Origin of the sequence: Prosthecobacter sp. (genome assembly GCF_049294395.1) — a bacterium.
In the GTDB taxonomy this organism is placed as follows: domain Bacteria; phylum Verrucomicrobiota; class Verrucomicrobiia; order Verrucomicrobiales; family Verrucomicrobiaceae; genus Prosthecobacter.
In genome coordinates, this window is sequence record NZ_JBAQCR010000042.1 from 1 (window position 1) to 13,972 (window position 13,972).

The 13,972-nt window shown below is 60.9% G+C and carries 20 protein-coding genes; 11 read left to right on the plus strand and 9 right to left on the minus strand.

Annotated elements, in window-relative coordinates; translation table 11 throughout:
- Positions 1–1,066 precede the first annotated feature (1,066 nt).
- Complete coding sequence (locus tag WAW39_RS02590) at positions 1,067–1,555, plus strand: FKBP-type peptidyl-prolyl cis-trans isomerase (RefSeq protein WP_422315468.1); 489 nt, start codon at positions 1,067–1,069, stop codon at positions 1,553–1,555.
- Between the two features lie 77 nt (positions 1,556–1,632).
- On the opposite strand, the gene WAW39_RS02595 is transcribed toward WAW39_RS02590, so the two are convergent.
- A complete protein-coding gene (locus WAW39_RS02595; protein ID WP_422315470.1) occupies positions 1,633–2,304 on the minus strand; it encodes a hypothetical protein in 672 nt (223 codons plus the stop codon).
- A 97-nt stretch (positions 2,305–2,401) separates the two neighbouring features.
- On the opposite strand from WAW39_RS02595, the gene WAW39_RS02600 reads away from it, so the two are divergent.
- The 6 genes from WAW39_RS02600 to WAW39_RS02625 are packed head-to-tail and all read left to right on the plus strand — an operon-like array spanning position 2,402 to position 5,845.
- On the plus strand, positions 2,402–2,992 hold the full coding sequence (locus WAW39_RS02600; protein ID WP_422315472.1) for a TetR/AcrR family transcriptional regulator: 591 nt from the start codon (positions 2,402–2,404) through the stop codon (positions 2,990–2,992).
- 38 nt (positions 2,993–3,030) lie between these two features.
- Positions 3,031–3,318: a YciI family protein gene (locus WAW39_RS02605; protein WP_422315474.1), complete on the plus strand. Its 288-nt coding sequence runs from the start codon at positions 3,031–3,033 to the stop codon at positions 3,316–3,318.
- A gap of 6 nt (positions 3,319–3,324) precedes the next feature.
- Entirely contained in the window at positions 3,325–3,939 is a 615-nt protein-coding gene (locus WAW39_RS02610; RefSeq protein WP_422315476.1) for a DNA-3-methyladenine glycosylase I, read from the plus strand.
- Positions 3,940–3,945: 6 nt separating this feature from the next.
- The gene (locus WAW39_RS02615; RefSeq protein WP_422315478.1) at positions 3,946–4,302 is read left to right on the plus strand and encodes a TfoX/Sxy family protein; all 357 of its coding nucleotides are present in this window, start codon (positions 3,946–3,948) and stop codon (positions 4,300–4,302) included.
- Positions 4,299–5,387: a 23S rRNA (adenine(2503)-C(2))-methyltransferase RlmN gene (rlmN, locus tag WAW39_RS02620; RefSeq protein WP_422315480.1), complete on the plus strand. Its 1,089-nt coding sequence runs from the start codon at positions 4,299–4,301 to the stop codon at positions 5,385–5,387. Before WAW39_RS02615 ends, rlmN begins: the two co-directional genes overlap by 4 nt.
- A complete protein-coding gene (locus WAW39_RS02625; protein WP_422315482.1) occupies positions 5,384–5,845 on the plus strand; it encodes a cupin domain-containing protein in 462 nt (153 codons plus the stop codon). The genes rlmN and WAW39_RS02625 overlap by 4 nt, the downstream gene beginning before the upstream one ends.
- Before the next feature lie 56 nt (positions 5,846–5,901).
- On the opposite strand, the gene WAW39_RS02630 is transcribed toward WAW39_RS02625, so the two are convergent.
- Positions 5,902–6,540: an SMI1/KNR4 family protein gene (locus WAW39_RS02630; protein WP_422315484.1), complete on the minus strand. Its 639-nt coding sequence runs from the start codon at positions 6,538–6,540 to the stop codon at positions 5,902–5,904.
- Between the two features lie 239 nt (positions 6,541–6,779).
- On the opposite strand from WAW39_RS02630, the gene WAW39_RS02635 reads away from it, so the two are divergent.
- Positions 6,780–7,676, plus strand: a complete 897-nt coding sequence (locus WAW39_RS02635; protein WP_422315486.1) for a class I SAM-dependent methyltransferase — start codon at positions 6,780–6,782, stop codon at positions 7,674–7,676.
- A gap of 227 nt (positions 7,677–7,903) precedes the next feature.
- Here the strand turns inward: WAW39_RS02635 and WAW39_RS02640 are convergent, their stop codons facing one another.
- The 4 genes from WAW39_RS02640 to WAW39_RS02655 are packed head-to-tail and all read right to left on the minus strand — an operon-like array spanning position 7,904 to position 9,277.
- Positions 7,904–8,554, minus strand: coding sequence for an SGNH/GDSL hydrolase family protein (locus WAW39_RS02640; RefSeq protein WP_422315488.1), 651 nt, complete (start codon positions 8,552–8,554; stop codon positions 7,904–7,906).
- A gap of 12 nt (positions 8,555–8,566) precedes the next feature.
- Positions 8,567–8,779 carry a hypothetical protein gene (locus WAW39_RS02645; protein ID WP_422315490.1) on the minus strand — a complete coding sequence of 71 codons (213 nt, stop codon included), beginning with the start codon at positions 8,777–8,779 and terminating at the stop codon, positions 8,567–8,569.
- Between the two features lie 60 nt (positions 8,780–8,839).
- Complete coding sequence (locus WAW39_RS02650; RefSeq protein ID WP_422315492.1) at positions 8,840–9,088, minus strand: hypothetical protein; 249 nt, start codon at positions 9,086–9,088, stop codon at positions 8,840–8,842.
- 12 nt (positions 9,089–9,100) lie between these two features.
- Positions 9,101–9,277 (minus strand): hypothetical protein, encoded by a 177-nt coding sequence (locus WAW39_RS02655; protein ID WP_422315494.1) that lies wholly within the window; start codon positions 9,275–9,277, stop codon positions 9,101–9,103.
- Between the two features lie 108 nt (positions 9,278–9,385).
- Here WAW39_RS02655 and WAW39_RS02660 point away from each other — a divergent pair, with 108 nt between their 5' ends.
- The gene (locus WAW39_RS02660) at positions 9,386–9,844 is read left to right on the plus strand and encodes a DUF5069 domain-containing protein (protein WP_422315496.1); all 459 of its coding nucleotides are present in this window, start codon (positions 9,386–9,388) and stop codon (positions 9,842–9,844) included.
- A 6-nt stretch (positions 9,845–9,850) separates the two neighbouring features.
- On the opposite strand, the gene WAW39_RS02665 is transcribed toward WAW39_RS02660, so the two are convergent.
- On the minus strand, positions 9,851–10,867 hold the full coding sequence (locus WAW39_RS02665) for a methyltransferase (protein WP_422315498.1): 1,017 nt from the start codon (positions 10,865–10,867) through the stop codon (positions 9,851–9,853).
- A gap of 210 nt (positions 10,868–11,077) precedes the next feature.
- Between WAW39_RS02665 and WAW39_RS02670 the strand changes: the two genes are divergently transcribed.
- On the plus strand, positions 11,078–12,145 hold the full coding sequence (locus tag WAW39_RS02670; RefSeq protein WP_422315500.1) for a fatty acid desaturase: 1,068 nt from the start codon (positions 11,078–11,080) through the stop codon (positions 12,143–12,145).
- On the opposite strand, the gene WAW39_RS02675 is transcribed toward WAW39_RS02670, so the two are convergent.
- Positions 12,142–12,483, minus strand: coding sequence for a zinc ribbon domain-containing protein YjdM (locus tag WAW39_RS02675; RefSeq protein ID WP_422315502.1), 342 nt, complete (start codon positions 12,481–12,483; stop codon positions 12,142–12,144). The two genes, WAW39_RS02670 and WAW39_RS02675, sit on opposite strands and share 4 nt — an antisense overlap.
- A 102-nt stretch (positions 12,484–12,585) precedes the next feature.
- Between WAW39_RS02675 and WAW39_RS02680 the strand changes: the two genes are divergently transcribed.
- On the plus strand, positions 12,586–13,335 hold the full coding sequence (locus tag WAW39_RS02680) for a hypothetical protein (RefSeq protein WP_422315504.1): 750 nt from the start codon (positions 12,586–12,588) through the stop codon (positions 13,333–13,335).
- A 16-nt stretch (positions 13,336–13,351) separates the two neighbouring features.
- Here WAW39_RS02680 and WAW39_RS02685 read toward each other — a convergent pair whose 3' ends face one another.
- Entirely contained in the window at positions 13,352–13,969 is a 618-nt protein-coding gene (locus WAW39_RS02685) for a sulfite oxidase heme-binding subunit YedZ (RefSeq protein ID WP_422315506.1), read from the minus strand.
- Between the last annotated feature and the right edge of the window lie 3 nt (positions 13,970–13,972).

A 13,972-nucleotide genomic window follows, 5' to 3' on the forward strand; every position in this document is an offset into this window, starting at 1 on the left:
AGCTTTGGGCCTGCTTGTCATTGCGCCGCGATAAACTTGCCTTGCACTTCACCTCTCTGTTGGCTTTTGCCGCCGTCATCGATTGGATGCAGCCTTTCAAGAAGTTTTAAAACACTGCCTAGTTAGTCTGCTGTCCTTCACCCCTGGTAGGCAGGCAGAAACCGTAGCGCAGTGAATTCAGCCAGAGGAACAAAGTGAGGCCATGCCCGTGATAATTACCAGTGAATATCATGCGATAGCATCTACTGGCACGTCATTCAGTACCCCTTGAGTCATGCCACTACGGGAATCCCCACGTGTAAAAAACACTCCCCCTTTTTAAAGGAACCCTCAAAACCATCAAAACCCTCAAAACCTCCCGCCCCCAACCGCCTGGGAGCTCAGAAAAAACACTCCCCCTTTCAAAATGAGCCTCCAAAACCTCCGAAACCTCCAAAACCCCTCGGTTGGGGGCAGCGTCTGACAAAGCTGCCCTGGTCCTGTGGAACAAGGAGGCGCGCCGCAACCGCAAGGCGCATGAGGTTTCCTAAGAAGCATGGATGATGCGGAGCCGAACGTTGTTGCACAGCCACAAGGCAACTTGGGGCATGCAATTCTTCACCTGGAGCGATGAAAAAAAGGCTCCCTCTTTCAAAACGCACTGACAGAACTGACACAACTGACTGAACCCTCCCCCAAGCGGGTTGCAGCGCTTCGCAAAACTCATTTCCGTTTAGCAGGCTGCTTCTTGCTCGAAGATCGTGGGCTCCGACGGCGGCTGGCTGAGGACAGCCAGCCCTACCTGCGCTGGATATGAGAGCGCCCAGCGCGAGGTAGGGCGGCTTGTCCTCAAGCCGCCGCGAGCGTCGCCACGCTCGCTTTCCAGAAATCCGTTTCGCAAAACGCCATGCCGCGAGGCCACCAAGCATCTCGCCACTCACCCAGCCCTCCGCCATTCCCCTGCTCGCAGCTCATTGCAGCACCACGCATCCCGGTTGCGCGTGGGCCGTTTCCCGCCCACATCTTCCGCCACCACGGGGCCCATCCCAATCGACGCCTCCGCACCACCCTACCCACCGCAGTCACCATGAAACGCTCTTCATTGTCCTTCCCCCTGTCCGCCGCACTCCTGCTTCTCATGACCAGCTGCGAGAGCGGCAAGAAGTCCGAGCCTGCTTCACAAGCCGCCGCCACTCCGGCCATCAGCGGCGCGCCATCCACCGATGGCATGATCTCCACCCCGAGCGGGCTGCGCTACAAGGTGCTGGCATCCGGGCCTGCGGACGGGCGCTCCCCCACGCTCTATGACTCCGCCACGGTGCACTACAAGGGCACGCTGACCAATGGCACCGTGTTTGACAGCTCCTACGAGCGCGGTGCCCCCGCCACCTTTGGCGTGAACCAGGTGATCCCCGGCTGGACAGAGGCGCTGCAGCTCATGAAGCCCGGCGACCAGTGGCTGCTCTACATCCCCGCCAATCTGGGCTACGGCCCCCAGTCCATGGGCGACATCCCGGCCAACAGCGACCTCATCTTCCAGGTGCATCTGATCCAGGTGCACGGCGCAGGCGTGTAATGATGCGGGCCCAGGAGACTCCCGTTGCACCACAACGGGAGTTTGGCCTGCCCCGTTGCGACGCAGCTGGACTGCTTCTACTTCCCTTCCCACACCCGCACGGAATCGATCTGGCAGGAGCCGCCATCCACGGCTTTGAAGTCGATCTGCGCCTGGCCGGTCATGTCGATGTTCTTGCTTTCAAAGACATGCTTCTTGCCGTCGATCTTGAGAAGGATGGTGCCTTTCTTCAGCTCGATGACCACGTCATGCCATTGGTTCAGCGCAAAGAGCGGCTCCGCCACGGGCAGGATCTCCACGTTCTTTTTGATCGCCAGTGTCGTGGCCTTCTCGCTGAAGCTCAGGGTGTGGAGGTGGTGACCGAGGTCGAAGAGCGGAAAACCTTTCTGGTAGGTCGTGGCATCGTAGCGAACGCGCATGGCGCAGACGAAACTCTCCGGCACTTTCTTGAGCCAGATGACGGGCTTCAGCCCCGCGTGGGAGGGATCGGCGCTGGCCTTCTTCTTGTCCTGAAAGTCCTTGGACGACGGGCTGCCGGTGAGCACGCCGCCCTTCACCACCCACGTGGTGCTCTGCCGCACCTCCCAGTGCTCCGTGTTCAGCGGGCCGTCAAAGTTGTCCGAATACACCAGCTTCAAACTTTGAAACAGCTCCGGCTTGTAGTCAGCATCCCCCGTCTGGGCATGGGATGGCAGGACGTTGCACGAGAAGGCAAAACACAGGGCGGCAAGACGAAAAGGCGTGGTCATGAGGGCGCTGAAACGCGGGCCTCAGGCGAAAATTTCAGCCGCATCACGCGCTTGACACATTAGGACATTTGTCCTAATTCGGCGGCATCAGGCCCGCATGAGCGCCCCGACCACACGAGACCGGATCATCGAAACCGCAGACCGTCTGTTTTACCAGAAGGGCTTCGAATACACGTCCGTCGCGGACATCGCGGCGGAGGTGCAGATCACGCGCGGAAATCTGACCTTCCACTTCAAGACGCGGGACGACATTCTGGAAGCCGTGATCGACCTGCGGCTGCGGCGCACACGCGGCATGCTGGAGCAGTGGGAGGCTGAGGGCTGCACTGCGGCCGAGCGCATCAGCAGCTTCATCAACATCCTCATCATGAATCGCACGAAGATCCTGCTCCACGGCTGCCCGGTGGGCACGCTCTGCACGGAGCTGGCCAAGCTGGAGCACGCGGCGCTCGCGCATGCGAACAAGATCTTCAGCCTCTTTCGCGACTGGTTGAAGCGCCAGTTCGAGCAGCTCGGCTGCGGCGGCGAATCCAGGGCGCATGCGATGCACCTGCTGGCCTGGAGCCAGGGCACCGCCACTCTGGCGCAGGCCTTCCACGATGAGTCCTTCATCCGCGCGGAAGTGCATCGTGTGCATGCGTGGCTCGGCAGCCTCGGCACACGGCCCGCCCGCCGCACCAACCGCTGATCTTTCCCTCTTCAAACCCCACACCTCACTCCACTCTCATGTTCATCGTCTTCCTCAAGTTCACGGACAGGAAAAGTCAGGCCGGCCAGTTCATGGACGGCCACAAGGCCTGGCTCAAACGCGGCTTCGCCGAAGGCGTCTTCCTGCTGGCGGGCAGTCTTGAGCCCGGTCTCGGTGGCGGCATCCTCGCGCACCAGACCACGCACGCCGCACTGCAGCAGCGCGTGAACGAAGATCCCTTTGTCGCCGAGGGCATCGTGACCGCTGAGATCCACGAGCTCGATCCCGGCATGGCTGATGAGCGTCTGCAATTTCTCGTCTCCTGAACCTCCATGAGCCTGACCCACACCTCCACCGACGATGGCAAACAACGCTGCCACTGGTGCGCCTCCGCACCGGAATTCCCCGCCTACCACGACACCGAGTGGGGCTTCCCCGTGGCGGATGACCACCGGCTATTTGAAAAGCTCTGCCTGGAGGGATTCCAGTCCGGACTGAGCTGGCGCACCATCCTCGCGAAACGCGAAAATTTCCGCCGTGCCTTCCATGACTTTGATTTCGACCGCGTGGCACGCTTCACGGAGAAGGACGTGGCGCTCCTGCTTCAAGACGCTGGCATCATCCGCCATCGCGGCAAGATCGAGGCCGTCATCAACAACGCACGGCGTGCGCAGGAGCTGGTGAAGCAGGAAGGCTCCCTCGCCGCCTTTGTCTGGCGCTATGAGCCGGATGCCCGGACACTCGCAGAACCGCAGACCGCGTCCACCTCGGCGGCATCCGTCGCGCTTTCCAAGGAGCTGAAAAAGCGCGGCTGGAAATTCGTCGGCCCGACGACGGTGTATGCCTTCATGCAGGCGATGGGTCTCATCAATGACCACGCGGAAGGTTGCTTCATCCGCGCCAAGGTGGAAAAGGCTCGCAAAGTCTTCCGCCGTCCCCATAGCTGAGCCTCCATGCCTTACGACACTTCACTTGCGGATCGCATCACCGATCTGCTCACCGCCCGACGCCTTCGCTTCACTACGAAGTCGATGATGGGCGGGCTGTGCTTCATGGTGAATGACAAGATGTGCCTCGGCGTGACGCAGGCACGCCTCATGGCGCGGCTGGATCCTGCCGTGGAGGCCGAGTCGCTGAAACGTCCTGGCTGCAGGCCGATGGACTTCACCGGCAGGCCCATGAAGGGCTATGTCTTTGTGGATCCGGAAGGCTACGATTCCGAGCAGGATCTGCGTCATTGGGTGGACCTCGCGCTCGCTTTCAATCCCAAGGCCAAGGCCTCGAAAAAACGCGCCCCTTCATCGAAATGAGCACCCGCGCCATCATCGCACGCGCCCTGCCCGACCTCTCTGCCGAGGAGCTGGGCACGTGGATGCAAGACCACGGCTTCAACACCGCGCACGCCCCACGCGTGATCCGCAGTCTGCTGGCTGCGCAGCCACCGAAAACCCGCACCGATTTCCTCTGGCCCGAGAAGCTGGAGGAGCAGCTCTATACCGCCTTTCCCAACACCGCCGCCAGCCTCGCCATGCGTCAGGTGTCTGAAGATGGCACGGCGAAGCTCCTGCTGCGCCTGCATGACGGCCGCACCGTGGAGTCCGTGCTGATGCCGGACTTCCACCCGGACCGTGCAGCGGGCTGCATCTCCAGCCAGGTGGGCTGCGCCATGGGCTGTGACTTCTGCGCCACCACGCAGACGGGCTTTGAACGCAACCTCTCCTCCGGCGAAATCGTGGAGCAGTTCATCCACCTGCGCCGCGAGGCACGCGCCGCCGGCCGCACGCTGCGCACCATCGTCTTCATGGGCATGGGCGAGCCGATGCTCAATCTCAAAAACGTGCTCGCCGCCGTGCAGCGCATCGCCGCGCCCACACTCGGTGCCTTCGGCTGGCGGCAGATCACCATCTCCACCGTGGGCATTGTGCCCGGCATTGATGAACTGCGCGAGGCGGATCTCGGCGTGCATCTCGCGCTGTCTCTTCACGCGCCCGATGACGCCACGCGTGCCGACCTGCTCCCCATGGGCAAACGCTTTGATGTGCAGGACGTGCTCGCCGCCGTGGATCGTTATCAGGCCAGCAGCGGCCGCATCACCACCATTCAGTACTGCCTGCTGGATGGCGTGAACGATTCCCTCGCGCAGGCCCGCGATCTGTCGCGTCTGCTGGATGGACGGCGCATGCATGTGAATTTGCTGCGCTACAATGCCACCGGCCTCAGCCTGCGTGGCCGCACCTATGCGCCGAGCAGCCTGGAGCAAACGGAAGCATTCCTCACCGAACTCCGCGCCCATGGCACCGTGGCCCATCTGCGCCGCGCACGTGGGCCGGACATCGATGCCGCCTGCGGGCAGTTGCGGAAGCGCGAGGCGGCGCATACTTCTGCAAGCTCATGAACCCCGTGCAAGGCTTCCATCTCATCACGCCGGATGATCTCACCTGGCGTCTGTCGAACCTCATGCGCATCCCGAACGCAGACTTTCTGGAGCGCACCGGCAGCGAAAACATGGGCGCACGCCTCTGGCGCATGCCGCCCATGAGCGCGAACACCCTGCACAAGCACCTCCGCGCCGAGGAGTTTTATTTCGTCCTCGAAGGAACGGGCCGCATACGCGTGGGCGATGAAACACTCACCGTGCCCAAGCACGGCGGCGTCCACGTCGGCCCGGATCAACTGCGCCAGGTGTTTAACGACACCGCTGAAGAAGTGCTCTGGCTCATCATCGGCGCACCCGAGGAAACCGAATTTCTCCCCGGTGCCACGACCAAGCCCGACCTCTCGCTCATTTATCCCACCGATCCCAAACAGCTGCCCAAGGAACTCGCAGGCGCGCAGTGGCCGCCGAAGGAGTGAAGCGCGGTGTGATATAAAATACCGGGCATGAAATGCACTCGGTGATGAAGCCGCAGCTAAAAGTCCATGGTGAGTTGATCTTTCTCGCCTGGCCTCCGCCGTCGGTTCTGAAGACGCTTGCCTTCAGGCACCAAACCAGCGTAGGCGGCCCAGGGCAGCCTGGTCTTATCGGGCAGTGGCATTTCGGTCAGCCATGAGTTCCAGACATCGTAAAGATTGAACGAGCAGGTCGTGAAACACCGCCCCATATCCTTGGGACGCTGCTCATACACATTGGGATCATAACGGATGACCTGAAGATCGCTGCTGGTGCAGTCAACACAGTAAAAAATTCCGCAGCCTGCATCAAGAAGGGGAAGCAGAGAGGGCGGCCAAAACCAGGACGGATAGCGCTTGTTCATGTCCACACGGTCCCGATAGGTTCTTGCCAGGCCAGTCTCAGAATCATCGGCTGACAAGGTTCCATAGAATGGGCCGACCCGCCCGCCCCCGACTTCGGTGTATAATCGGGTGATGAACGGTGGCGGAGTCAGTCCCATCACCTCGACAGTTGCAGCCCATTCAGTCACACTGACCGGCGGTGGTATGTCCAGCTTGATGAATCCTCCCGTCACGGACAGGAGGCCGGTCGTCAGTTGCCGGCCTTGTGAATTCAGCTTTTCAACACTGCCTGCTATGAGCTGATCTGCGTCCATTTTGAAAGTCGTTTGGTGCTCATTGGGCGAACAGGGTTCGATTCTGCGCACCTGTGCAGAGCCAGGGCCTATATGCCACAAGGGCAAAGGTTTTGGCAAGATGGAAGGCTGGAGACACCGGCAAAAAGGCCTGGAGAGTCTGCAGCCGACTCTGATTGCCTCGCCGCCCTTCCTGCGGCAGGAGTGAGGCAGTGAACCTTCCCCCCGACCCACGTCCTGCCTCTCCATCCGTGACATGGATGACTCCCGCCCAGTGCAAAACGATCGAAGCCGCAGGCACCAACGCGCATCGCCTCGCCTCAGGCCCCGGCGGCTGGGTGGAGCGTCTGGGAGATGACGTGATCCTTTCTTACAAGAGCGACGACGCCCGTGACTTGCTCGCGGCTGGACTCACCACCTGGTGCACGAATTCCGGCTGGCAGCCCGCGCGCGTCTTCCACCGCTTTCTGCCTTTGAAGAACGCCGACCGCGTCTCGCCCGTGCTGCACAGCGGCGATGCCTCGCTGCCACTCACCACCGTGGTCACGGAAGCCGGCATTCGTTACGGACTCGACATCGGCGCCAGCTACAGCCACGGCCTGTTTCTGGACCAGCGCCTCAACCGCGCCAAGCTGCACGCGCTGAAACCCAAGCGCGTGCTCAACACCTTTGCCTACACCTGCAGCTTCTCGCTGGTGGCGGCGCTCGCGGGCGCGGAAACGCTGAGCGTGGATCTGTCCCGCAAGTCACTCGATCGCGGCAGGCACAATCTCGCGCTCAATGGCGTCGCAGAAACGAAGCACCGCTTTGTGGCGGATGATGCCGCAGAGCTGCTGCCCCAGCTCTGTGTGCGCGGAGAGCGCTTTGACGCCATCATCCTCGATCCGCCCACCTTCTCCCGCAGCAAGAACGGCCGCCGCTGGCAGGTGGAAGATCACATTGAAGACTTGCTTGATGCCGCGCTGGAAGTGGCTGCGCAGAAATGCGCCATCCTGCTTTCCACGAACTGCACCAAGCTCGATCTCGCCAGCCTGGAGCGCAGCGCCCGCTGGTGTGCGAAGGGCAAGCGCCGCACCGCCGACTACCTCAAGCTCGGCACCCCCGTGGACTTCCCACCCGGCCACGGCTCCAGCACGCTGTGGATGATGCTGCGGTGAGAGGGGATATGCCACATGCTGAGAACGCGAGAGCGTCTTGGAGTGCGGTGGCATAGAGGCAAGGGCAATACCCTTGCCTCGACGACACCGCTTTCGCGGGGTTCAATGGGTTCTTCGGCCTAAGCCTGTCGTCCGGCCCGCGAAAGCGGCGTCGCGCCCAGGCTTGCCGCACGCACTCCAAGACGCTGTCGCGCTCTCGCGAAGCGGAGGACTACTTTGCTCCACCGCTACCACTGCAGCGCTTTCAACTTCTTCCCCATCACCTTGGCGATGGCATCATTCCCAGCGCCATCGGGATGCACGCCATCTTTGAGCAGGGATGAATCGGGCACGACTCCGAAGAGGCTGACAAACTCGCACTTCATTTCAACCGCAAGCTTCTCAAACGCAGCGCCGAGTTCACGCAGCTTGGCCTCGCGTTCGTTGGCGATGGGCTTCGTCGGCCCCAGCGCCGCCTTGTTGATATTGGAGGGCCCCACGAGCAGCACCGGCAGTTTCTCGCCATAAGCCGCACGCGCTTTCACAATCATCGACCGCACATTCGCCACCGCCTTGGGCACACACGGCGGCGTGATGTCGCGTGAATCATTCATGCCAAGAGCGATGACGAGCGCGTCTGCCTTCGCATGGAGTGTGAGCATCGCCTCAAACTCCGGGAGCGAATTCGTCGGACGCCCGCCTTTGCCTTCATTGATCAGTGTCAGCGCGCCCGCCGACTGCTGCTGCACCTGCGTCACCCAGAGATGCCCGCGCTCCGCCTTGGGCAAAGCTCCGCCGGCGGTGATGGAATCCCCAAACACGATCACCGTGTGAGGTGTGGGACTCTGAGCGAAGATCCCAAGGCTCAGGAAAAAAAGGATGAGGAGGAGGCGTGGCATGAGGCCTTCACATTAAACCGTCCGCGCAAAATACTGCCCGAAATAACAAAAAGCCCCCACCGCCAGATGAGAGCCGCAGGTGGTGTAAAACGTGCCCGGTGCGTCCGCACGCCGCACCATGCCACCGCGTCCCAGCGTCGTCCCGCTGAACAGTCCCAGCGCGCCGGCGCCGAGCATGAAGAGACCGAAGTTTGCTGCCATCTGGACGTTCTCAGGAGTTGCCATGAAGTACGATCACCGCAGCCACCGCAAACTGGCAACCCAAAAGGTCGTGAATACAAAACCTCACACCGCCTGTAACGGCGTCGCGAGCCTTACGTAGTCCGGCCGGTCCGAGGCATCGCGGTAGGTGTGGCCTTTGATCACCTGCCCATGATGCAGCAGAAACGCCCCGGGAAGCTGGAGCGGATCGCCCTTGATCCGCCCTGGCAGATGGCCTGCCACGGTGGACTTGAACCAGGCCCACAGCACGCGCGGACCCATGAACTGCAACATGCGCCCACGCTGCAGTTGCTTGCAGATCGCGCCGCTCACTTCCCCCACGATTTACTTTCCATCAGCAGCCTTGTCCGCAGCCTTCTCGGCAGCAGTGTCGGTTTTGACAGCAGGCACTGCGGGCTTGGGAGCGGTGAAAATCACCTTGGGGACGCGGACGCCCGACCACCGATCATTCTTGGTCTTGAAGGGTCTGGGGGCTCTGTTGCTGACTTTTTGGCTGCGCATGCCTTCCGATACTTTTAAAAAGCCCAATTTGCAATGCGCGCTTCAAGCCATTGCGCACACGCAGGCGTTTCTTGAAGGCCTGCGCGGGCCGTGCTTTGCTCCCGCATCATGGCACTCCCCTACCCCACCCTCATTCCCGGACTCCGCAGCCCTTTCGATCAAGTGAACGGCCTCGTCTATTTCGGCCGCATGCTGGACAAGATTCGCCTCAATGCCGCAGGCAAGCTGCCCGAAGGCTGGCAGCCCATGCGTGGCGCTGCGAAAGGCAGCTTTGACTGGCGCTGCTGCGAGTTCCTCAAGATCGACTACACCGCACTCGAAGCCGAAACGCTCAAAGGCGGCAGCGATGAAAGCCTGCTGGCCTGGGCCTACGCGACAGGCCGCCAGCCCACCGAGCAGGAGATCGAAGTCTGGAACGCCTTCATGACCAAGCGCGGCTGGCGCGATGCCGGCACCCAGCGCCTGAACGAACGCCTGGAAGAAATCGGCCTGCCACCCGGAACGGTGCAGACCATGTTTGAATACATCGAGATCGACGAAGGCCGGCTGGTCCCTGGCGCGAAGTGATTCTCCTCACGCCACCGCGATCACCGCGCTCTGCGCCGTGGGCGGCAGCGGATGAAACTCTGCATCGCGGAAGCCTGCCGCCGTGAGCATCTGCTGATACTCGGCGAAGGTGTAGGCATCCCCCTCCGGCGTGGTGCCGAGCATGACGAGGCTGAAGCTCGCAGCAGGTGGCGGGCTCACGCGGTCTGCATTCGGCACGAATTCCACGATCACCACCTTCCCGCCCGGACGCAGCGCGGCATGCGCACGTTTTAGAAAGCGCGTGCAGTCCTCGGTGTTGAAGTGATGCAGGAAATTCGGCACCAGCACGACATCGTAGTCGCTCCCGAGATCCACGGTGAAAGCATCGCCTATGATCTTGCTGAAGCGGTCCGCAATGCCAGCTGCCTGCGCGTTTTCCTCCGTCACAGCAAGCACGGCCTCCCAGTCCAGCGCGACGAGATGCGCACGCGGATTCTTCAGCGCAACGGCGATGCCATAGGCCCCATGACTGGCTGAGATGTCCAGCACGCGAGTGTCGCGGGCTGGGTCCAGCGGCACGAGCTCCGCCGCCCCTTGTGAAGTAGGTGCCATCATCGGCCCCATGGCGCGGGCAAATTCCACCCAGGCCGGATGATCGGCCGCCGTGGTGCCCTCCTCCGTCGTGTGCAGCCGCCCGCGACGAATGGTGGAGGCGAGATCGGTGAAGGCTTCCGTCAGACCGGGAGCGAACAGAAACTTCACGGCATCTCCCATGTAGGCAGGAGAACTTTCCACCAGGAAAACCGCCGACGAGGGCGTGAGCGTGTAAGACGCCCCCTCCTTCGTGAGAAATCCGAGAATCGTCAGGTTGTCCGCCAGGATGCGGATGCCGCGCTGCGGGCACTGGCAGAGCGTCGCGATCTCCGCAGCAGTCGATGGAGTATTGCCAATGGCGGCGAACAAACCCAGATCAATCGCGGCCTTCAAGGCCGCCGATTTCTGAAAGGCGTTGATCGTTTCAAAGAAGAGCTGGGGAGAGGGGGCGGTGGATATTTCAGACATAATAAAAGACAATATACGAGAGAGTACGTGGCTGCCACCCTAACGCCATCTTCTCCCGAAAACGCCCGGCTAAATAAAGTTTTAGTGGCCATGGAAGGCACACGCTCGCATCATCCTATCTGACCGGGTCCAAGAAATGCTGAAGGTGAACTTGCAGCCTTGGTTCCGTTCTATTCAAGGCTCAGTCGCATCCTTATATATCACGCCATCATGGAATCCCCCGCCCCTGAAAGCCAGACCAAGCCGCCGGTAAGCCGCCACGTCCTTTTCTGCCTTTTGCCCCATTCTCTCTTTGTCATGCTGGCCTTGGGTGTTTGGGGCGGCGGCTGGTGGCTGCTGCTGCCGATTGTCTTTTTGCAGGTCGCACTGCCTTTGCTGGACTGGATCACCGGCTGGCAGGATGACGCTCATTTTGACAAGTCCGAGTTCACCCCAGCACATCTGGCCGTGCTGCACTGGAACACCCGCCTTTACGCCTTGTTCTACATGGCCTCGGTCGTCTGGATGGCCATGTCCCTGGATCGCTTCAATGCCATGGAAATTGGCATCCTCATCGCCTCAGCAAGCCTTCTGGGCGGCATTGGTTTTGGCGCGGCGCATGAGCTGCTGCATGGGAAGGACGCGCTTGATCAAATCACGCAGCGGCTGCTCACCACCTTCTTGTTCTACCCACACTACAAGCTCATTCACATCCGCAGCCATCACGTCCACGCCGGAACGGATCAGGATGAGAACACCGCCTGGATGAACGAAAGCATCTACTCCTACATCTTCCGCACCATTCCCGGCAGCATGATCCGTTGCTGGAAAATGGAGGCACGCCGCTGCAATGGTGAGGGCCTGCTGAAGAACAAAATGCTCATCTACGCCCTGGGCCAGGTGGCGCTCCTGACCGGCCTGTTCCTGGTTTCAGGACCGAACGGAACGCTGTTTTATCTGGCTCACATTCTTGGCGCACACATCGTTCTGGAGTCGGTCAATTACATCCAGCACTACGGCCTCATGCGCCAAAAGACGGACGGTGAATATGAAAAGACCGGACCGGAACACTCCTGGGACACCTACCACTTTTTCTCCAGCTACATCACCTACCGCGTCGGCCACCACTCCTACCACCACATCGCGGTGAAGCCGTACTACCTCCTGGACCCCGAGCCCGAGGCCCCCAAGCTTCCGGTGGGTTACTTCTGGGCCATCGCCATGGTGCTGCTGCCCCCATGGTGGCGCCATGTGATCAATCCCAAGCTGAATGTAGCGGCTGCTGCGCCGGCCGCCTAGCTGACGACCTTCTTCACAAAGCAGGCCTTCAGGCCGATCGCGATCCCGTCCATCTTGCAGGAGATCTCGTGGTCGCCGTCCACCAGACGGATGGGCTTGGATTTGGTGCCGACTTTGAGCACTTCATTGGAGCCCTTGAGCTTCAGATCCTTGATCATCGCCACGATGTCACCGTCCGCGAGCACCGCACCGTAGGCGTCTTTCACCACGCGTTCAGCTTCCGGCTCGTCTGCCGCAGCCTCCTTCGGCCACTCGTGGCCGCAGGTCATGCATTCATAGCGGTCGGCGTGGTCCAGGACATCATTCATCTCGCACATCGGGCAGGCAGGTTGGCTCATAGGCAATGACCAAACACTTCGCGGGCATGAAACTCAAGTGCTGACTTAAGTTCGGCAATTTCAGCGCATGAACTCGCCAAATTTACTCGTTACCTTGCGCCCATGAACATCCGCCCCCTCCTTGCCCCTTTCCTCCTCATCAGTGCTGCGGCTTTTGCAGCTGACCTTCCCAAGATCCCTTCCAAGCCCATCGCCGAAAAGAAGGAACTGCTCTTCTCCGATGACATGAACGGCAGCGAGCACGACAAGCGCTGGCACCGCGTGGTGGACACCTTCGTCTTTGAAAACAACGCCCTCAAAGGCACGCAAACCCGCGTGAAGGACCAGCCCTCCAAGGATGGCAAGTCCGTGATCACCGCGCATGCCGCCGTTTACGGCCTGGAAGTGCCCACCAAGGACACCGTGATCGAGGTGAAGATGCGCTTCGACGGCTGCACGATGATGGATGTGGAATTCGACGACCGCAAATACACCGCCGCCCATTACGGCCACCTCTGCCGCGCCCAGGTGCGTCTCGACAAGGTGACCATCATGGATGAGCGCGAAGGCAGCCAGAACATGATCATCAAGGAACTGCGCAAAGACCCCGCCAAGAAGGACGAAGTGAACAAGCTCATGGCCGGCAAGAGCGCCACCTTCCCCGTGAAGCTGGAGCAGAACAAGGAATACACCGTCGTGGTGGAAACCGTGGGCGATGAAATGCGCGTGAGCATCGATGGCAAAGCCGTCGCCTTCCTCAAGTCGGCTGGCATTGGTCACGAAACGAAGTCCAAGATCGAACTCGGCGTCGCCGGCCAGAGCGGCTGGTTTGACGACATCAAGGTCTGGAACGCCGCCCCTGCCAAGAAGTAATCTTTCCTTGGAATTCTCACGAAGCGCGAGGTGCTGCACCTCGCGCTTTTTTAATGCTCGCCACCACACGCCAGCCAAGCAGGACAGCCAGCACCACCGCGAAGAAGAACGGATACGTCACATCCGACTTCACGATGATCCAGTAGTGCAGCACACCGCCGATGGTGATGTAATAGGTGAGGCGATGCAACTGCGCCCAGCGCGGACCACCGAGCTTCTTGATCATCGCATTGGTGGAGGTGACCGCCAGCGGCACCATCAGCAGAAAGCTGAACATGCCGATGGCAATGAAGGGCCGCTTGTACACGTCTCCCACCACGGTTCCCAGCTGCCAGTCACGATCATAGGCCAGATAGGTGAGCAGGTGCGCGAGACCGTAAAAGAACGCATACAGTCCCAGCAGGCGGCGCTGCTTGAGCAGCCAGTTCCAGCCATAGATCTTGCGCAGTGGGGTCACCAGCAGCGTGAGCATGAGGAAGACTAGCGTCAGCACACCCGTGGCGCGCGTGACGAACTCCACGGGATTGGCCCCGAGCTTGCCGCGCCAGCCGTCGATCAGGATGAGCACGGCGGGCAGCAGCCCATTGAAGACAAAGAGCTGCCGGTGAAATCGTGTGTCTGCGCTGAAGGTCATACA

Excerpts from the sequence above, each read along its gene's own strand:
- WAW39_RS02590 (WP_422315468.1), top strand. The coding sequence starts at position 1,067 with ATGAAACGCTCTTCATTGTCCTTCCCCCTGTCCGCCGCACTCCTGCTT.
- WAW39_RS02595 (WP_422315470.1), bottom strand. The coding sequence starts at position 2,304 with ATGACCACGCCTTTTCGTCTTGCCGCCCTGTGTTTTGCCTTCTCGTGC.
- WAW39_RS02600 (WP_422315472.1), top strand. The coding sequence starts at position 2,402 with ATGAGCGCCCCGACCACACGAGACCGGATCATCGAAACCGCAGACCGT.
- WAW39_RS02605 (WP_422315474.1), top strand. The coding sequence starts at position 3,031 with ATGTTCATCGTCTTCCTCAAGTTCACGGACAGGAAAAGTCAGGCCGGC.
- WAW39_RS02610 (WP_422315476.1), top strand. The coding sequence starts at position 3,325 with ATGAGCCTGACCCACACCTCCACCGACGATGGCAAACAACGCTGCCAC.
- WAW39_RS02615 (WP_422315478.1), top strand. The coding sequence starts at position 3,946 with ATGCCTTACGACACTTCACTTGCGGATCGCATCACCGATCTGCTCACC.
- rlmN (WP_422315480.1), top strand. The coding sequence starts at position 4,299 with ATGAGCACCCGCGCCATCATCGCACGCGCCCTGCCCGACCTCTCTGCC.
- WAW39_RS02625 (WP_422315482.1), top strand. The coding sequence starts at position 5,384 with ATGAACCCCGTGCAAGGCTTCCATCTCATCACGCCGGATGATCTCACC.
- WAW39_RS02630 (WP_422315484.1), bottom strand. The coding sequence starts at position 6,540 with ATGGACGCAGATCAGCTCATAGCAGGCAGTGTTGAAAAGCTGAATTCA.
- WAW39_RS02635 (WP_422315486.1), top strand. The coding sequence starts at position 6,780 with ATGACTCCCGCCCAGTGCAAAACGATCGAAGCCGCAGGCACCAACGCG.
- WAW39_RS02640 (WP_422315488.1), bottom strand. The coding sequence starts at position 8,554 with ATGCCACGCCTCCTCCTCATCCTTTTTTTCCTGAGCCTTGGGATCTTC.
- WAW39_RS02645 (WP_422315490.1), bottom strand. The coding sequence starts at position 8,779 with ATGGCAACTCCTGAGAACGTCCAGATGGCAGCAAACTTCGGTCTCTTC.
- WAW39_RS02655 (WP_422315494.1), bottom strand. The coding sequence starts at position 9,277 with ATGCGCAGCCAAAAAGTCAGCAACAGAGCCCCCAGACCCTTCAAGACC.
- WAW39_RS02660 (WP_422315496.1), top strand. The coding sequence starts at position 9,386 with ATGGCACTCCCCTACCCCACCCTCATTCCCGGACTCCGCAGCCCTTTC.
- WAW39_RS02665 (WP_422315498.1), bottom strand. The coding sequence starts at position 10,867 with ATGTCTGAAATATCCACCGCCCCCTCTCCCCAGCTCTTCTTTGAAACG.
- WAW39_RS02670 (WP_422315500.1), top strand. The coding sequence starts at position 11,078 with ATGGAATCCCCCGCCCCTGAAAGCCAGACCAAGCCGCCGGTAAGCCGC.
- WAW39_RS02675 (WP_422315502.1), bottom strand. The coding sequence starts at position 12,483 with ATGAGCCAACCTGCCTGCCCGATGTGCGAGATGAATGATGTCCTGGAC.
- WAW39_RS02680 (WP_422315504.1), top strand. The coding sequence starts at position 12,586 with ATGAACATCCGCCCCCTCCTTGCCCCTTTCCTCCTCATCAGTGCTGCG.
- WAW39_RS02685 (WP_422315506.1), bottom strand. The coding sequence starts at position 13,969 with ATGACCTTCAGCGCAGACACACGATTTCACCGGCAGCTCTTTGTCTTC.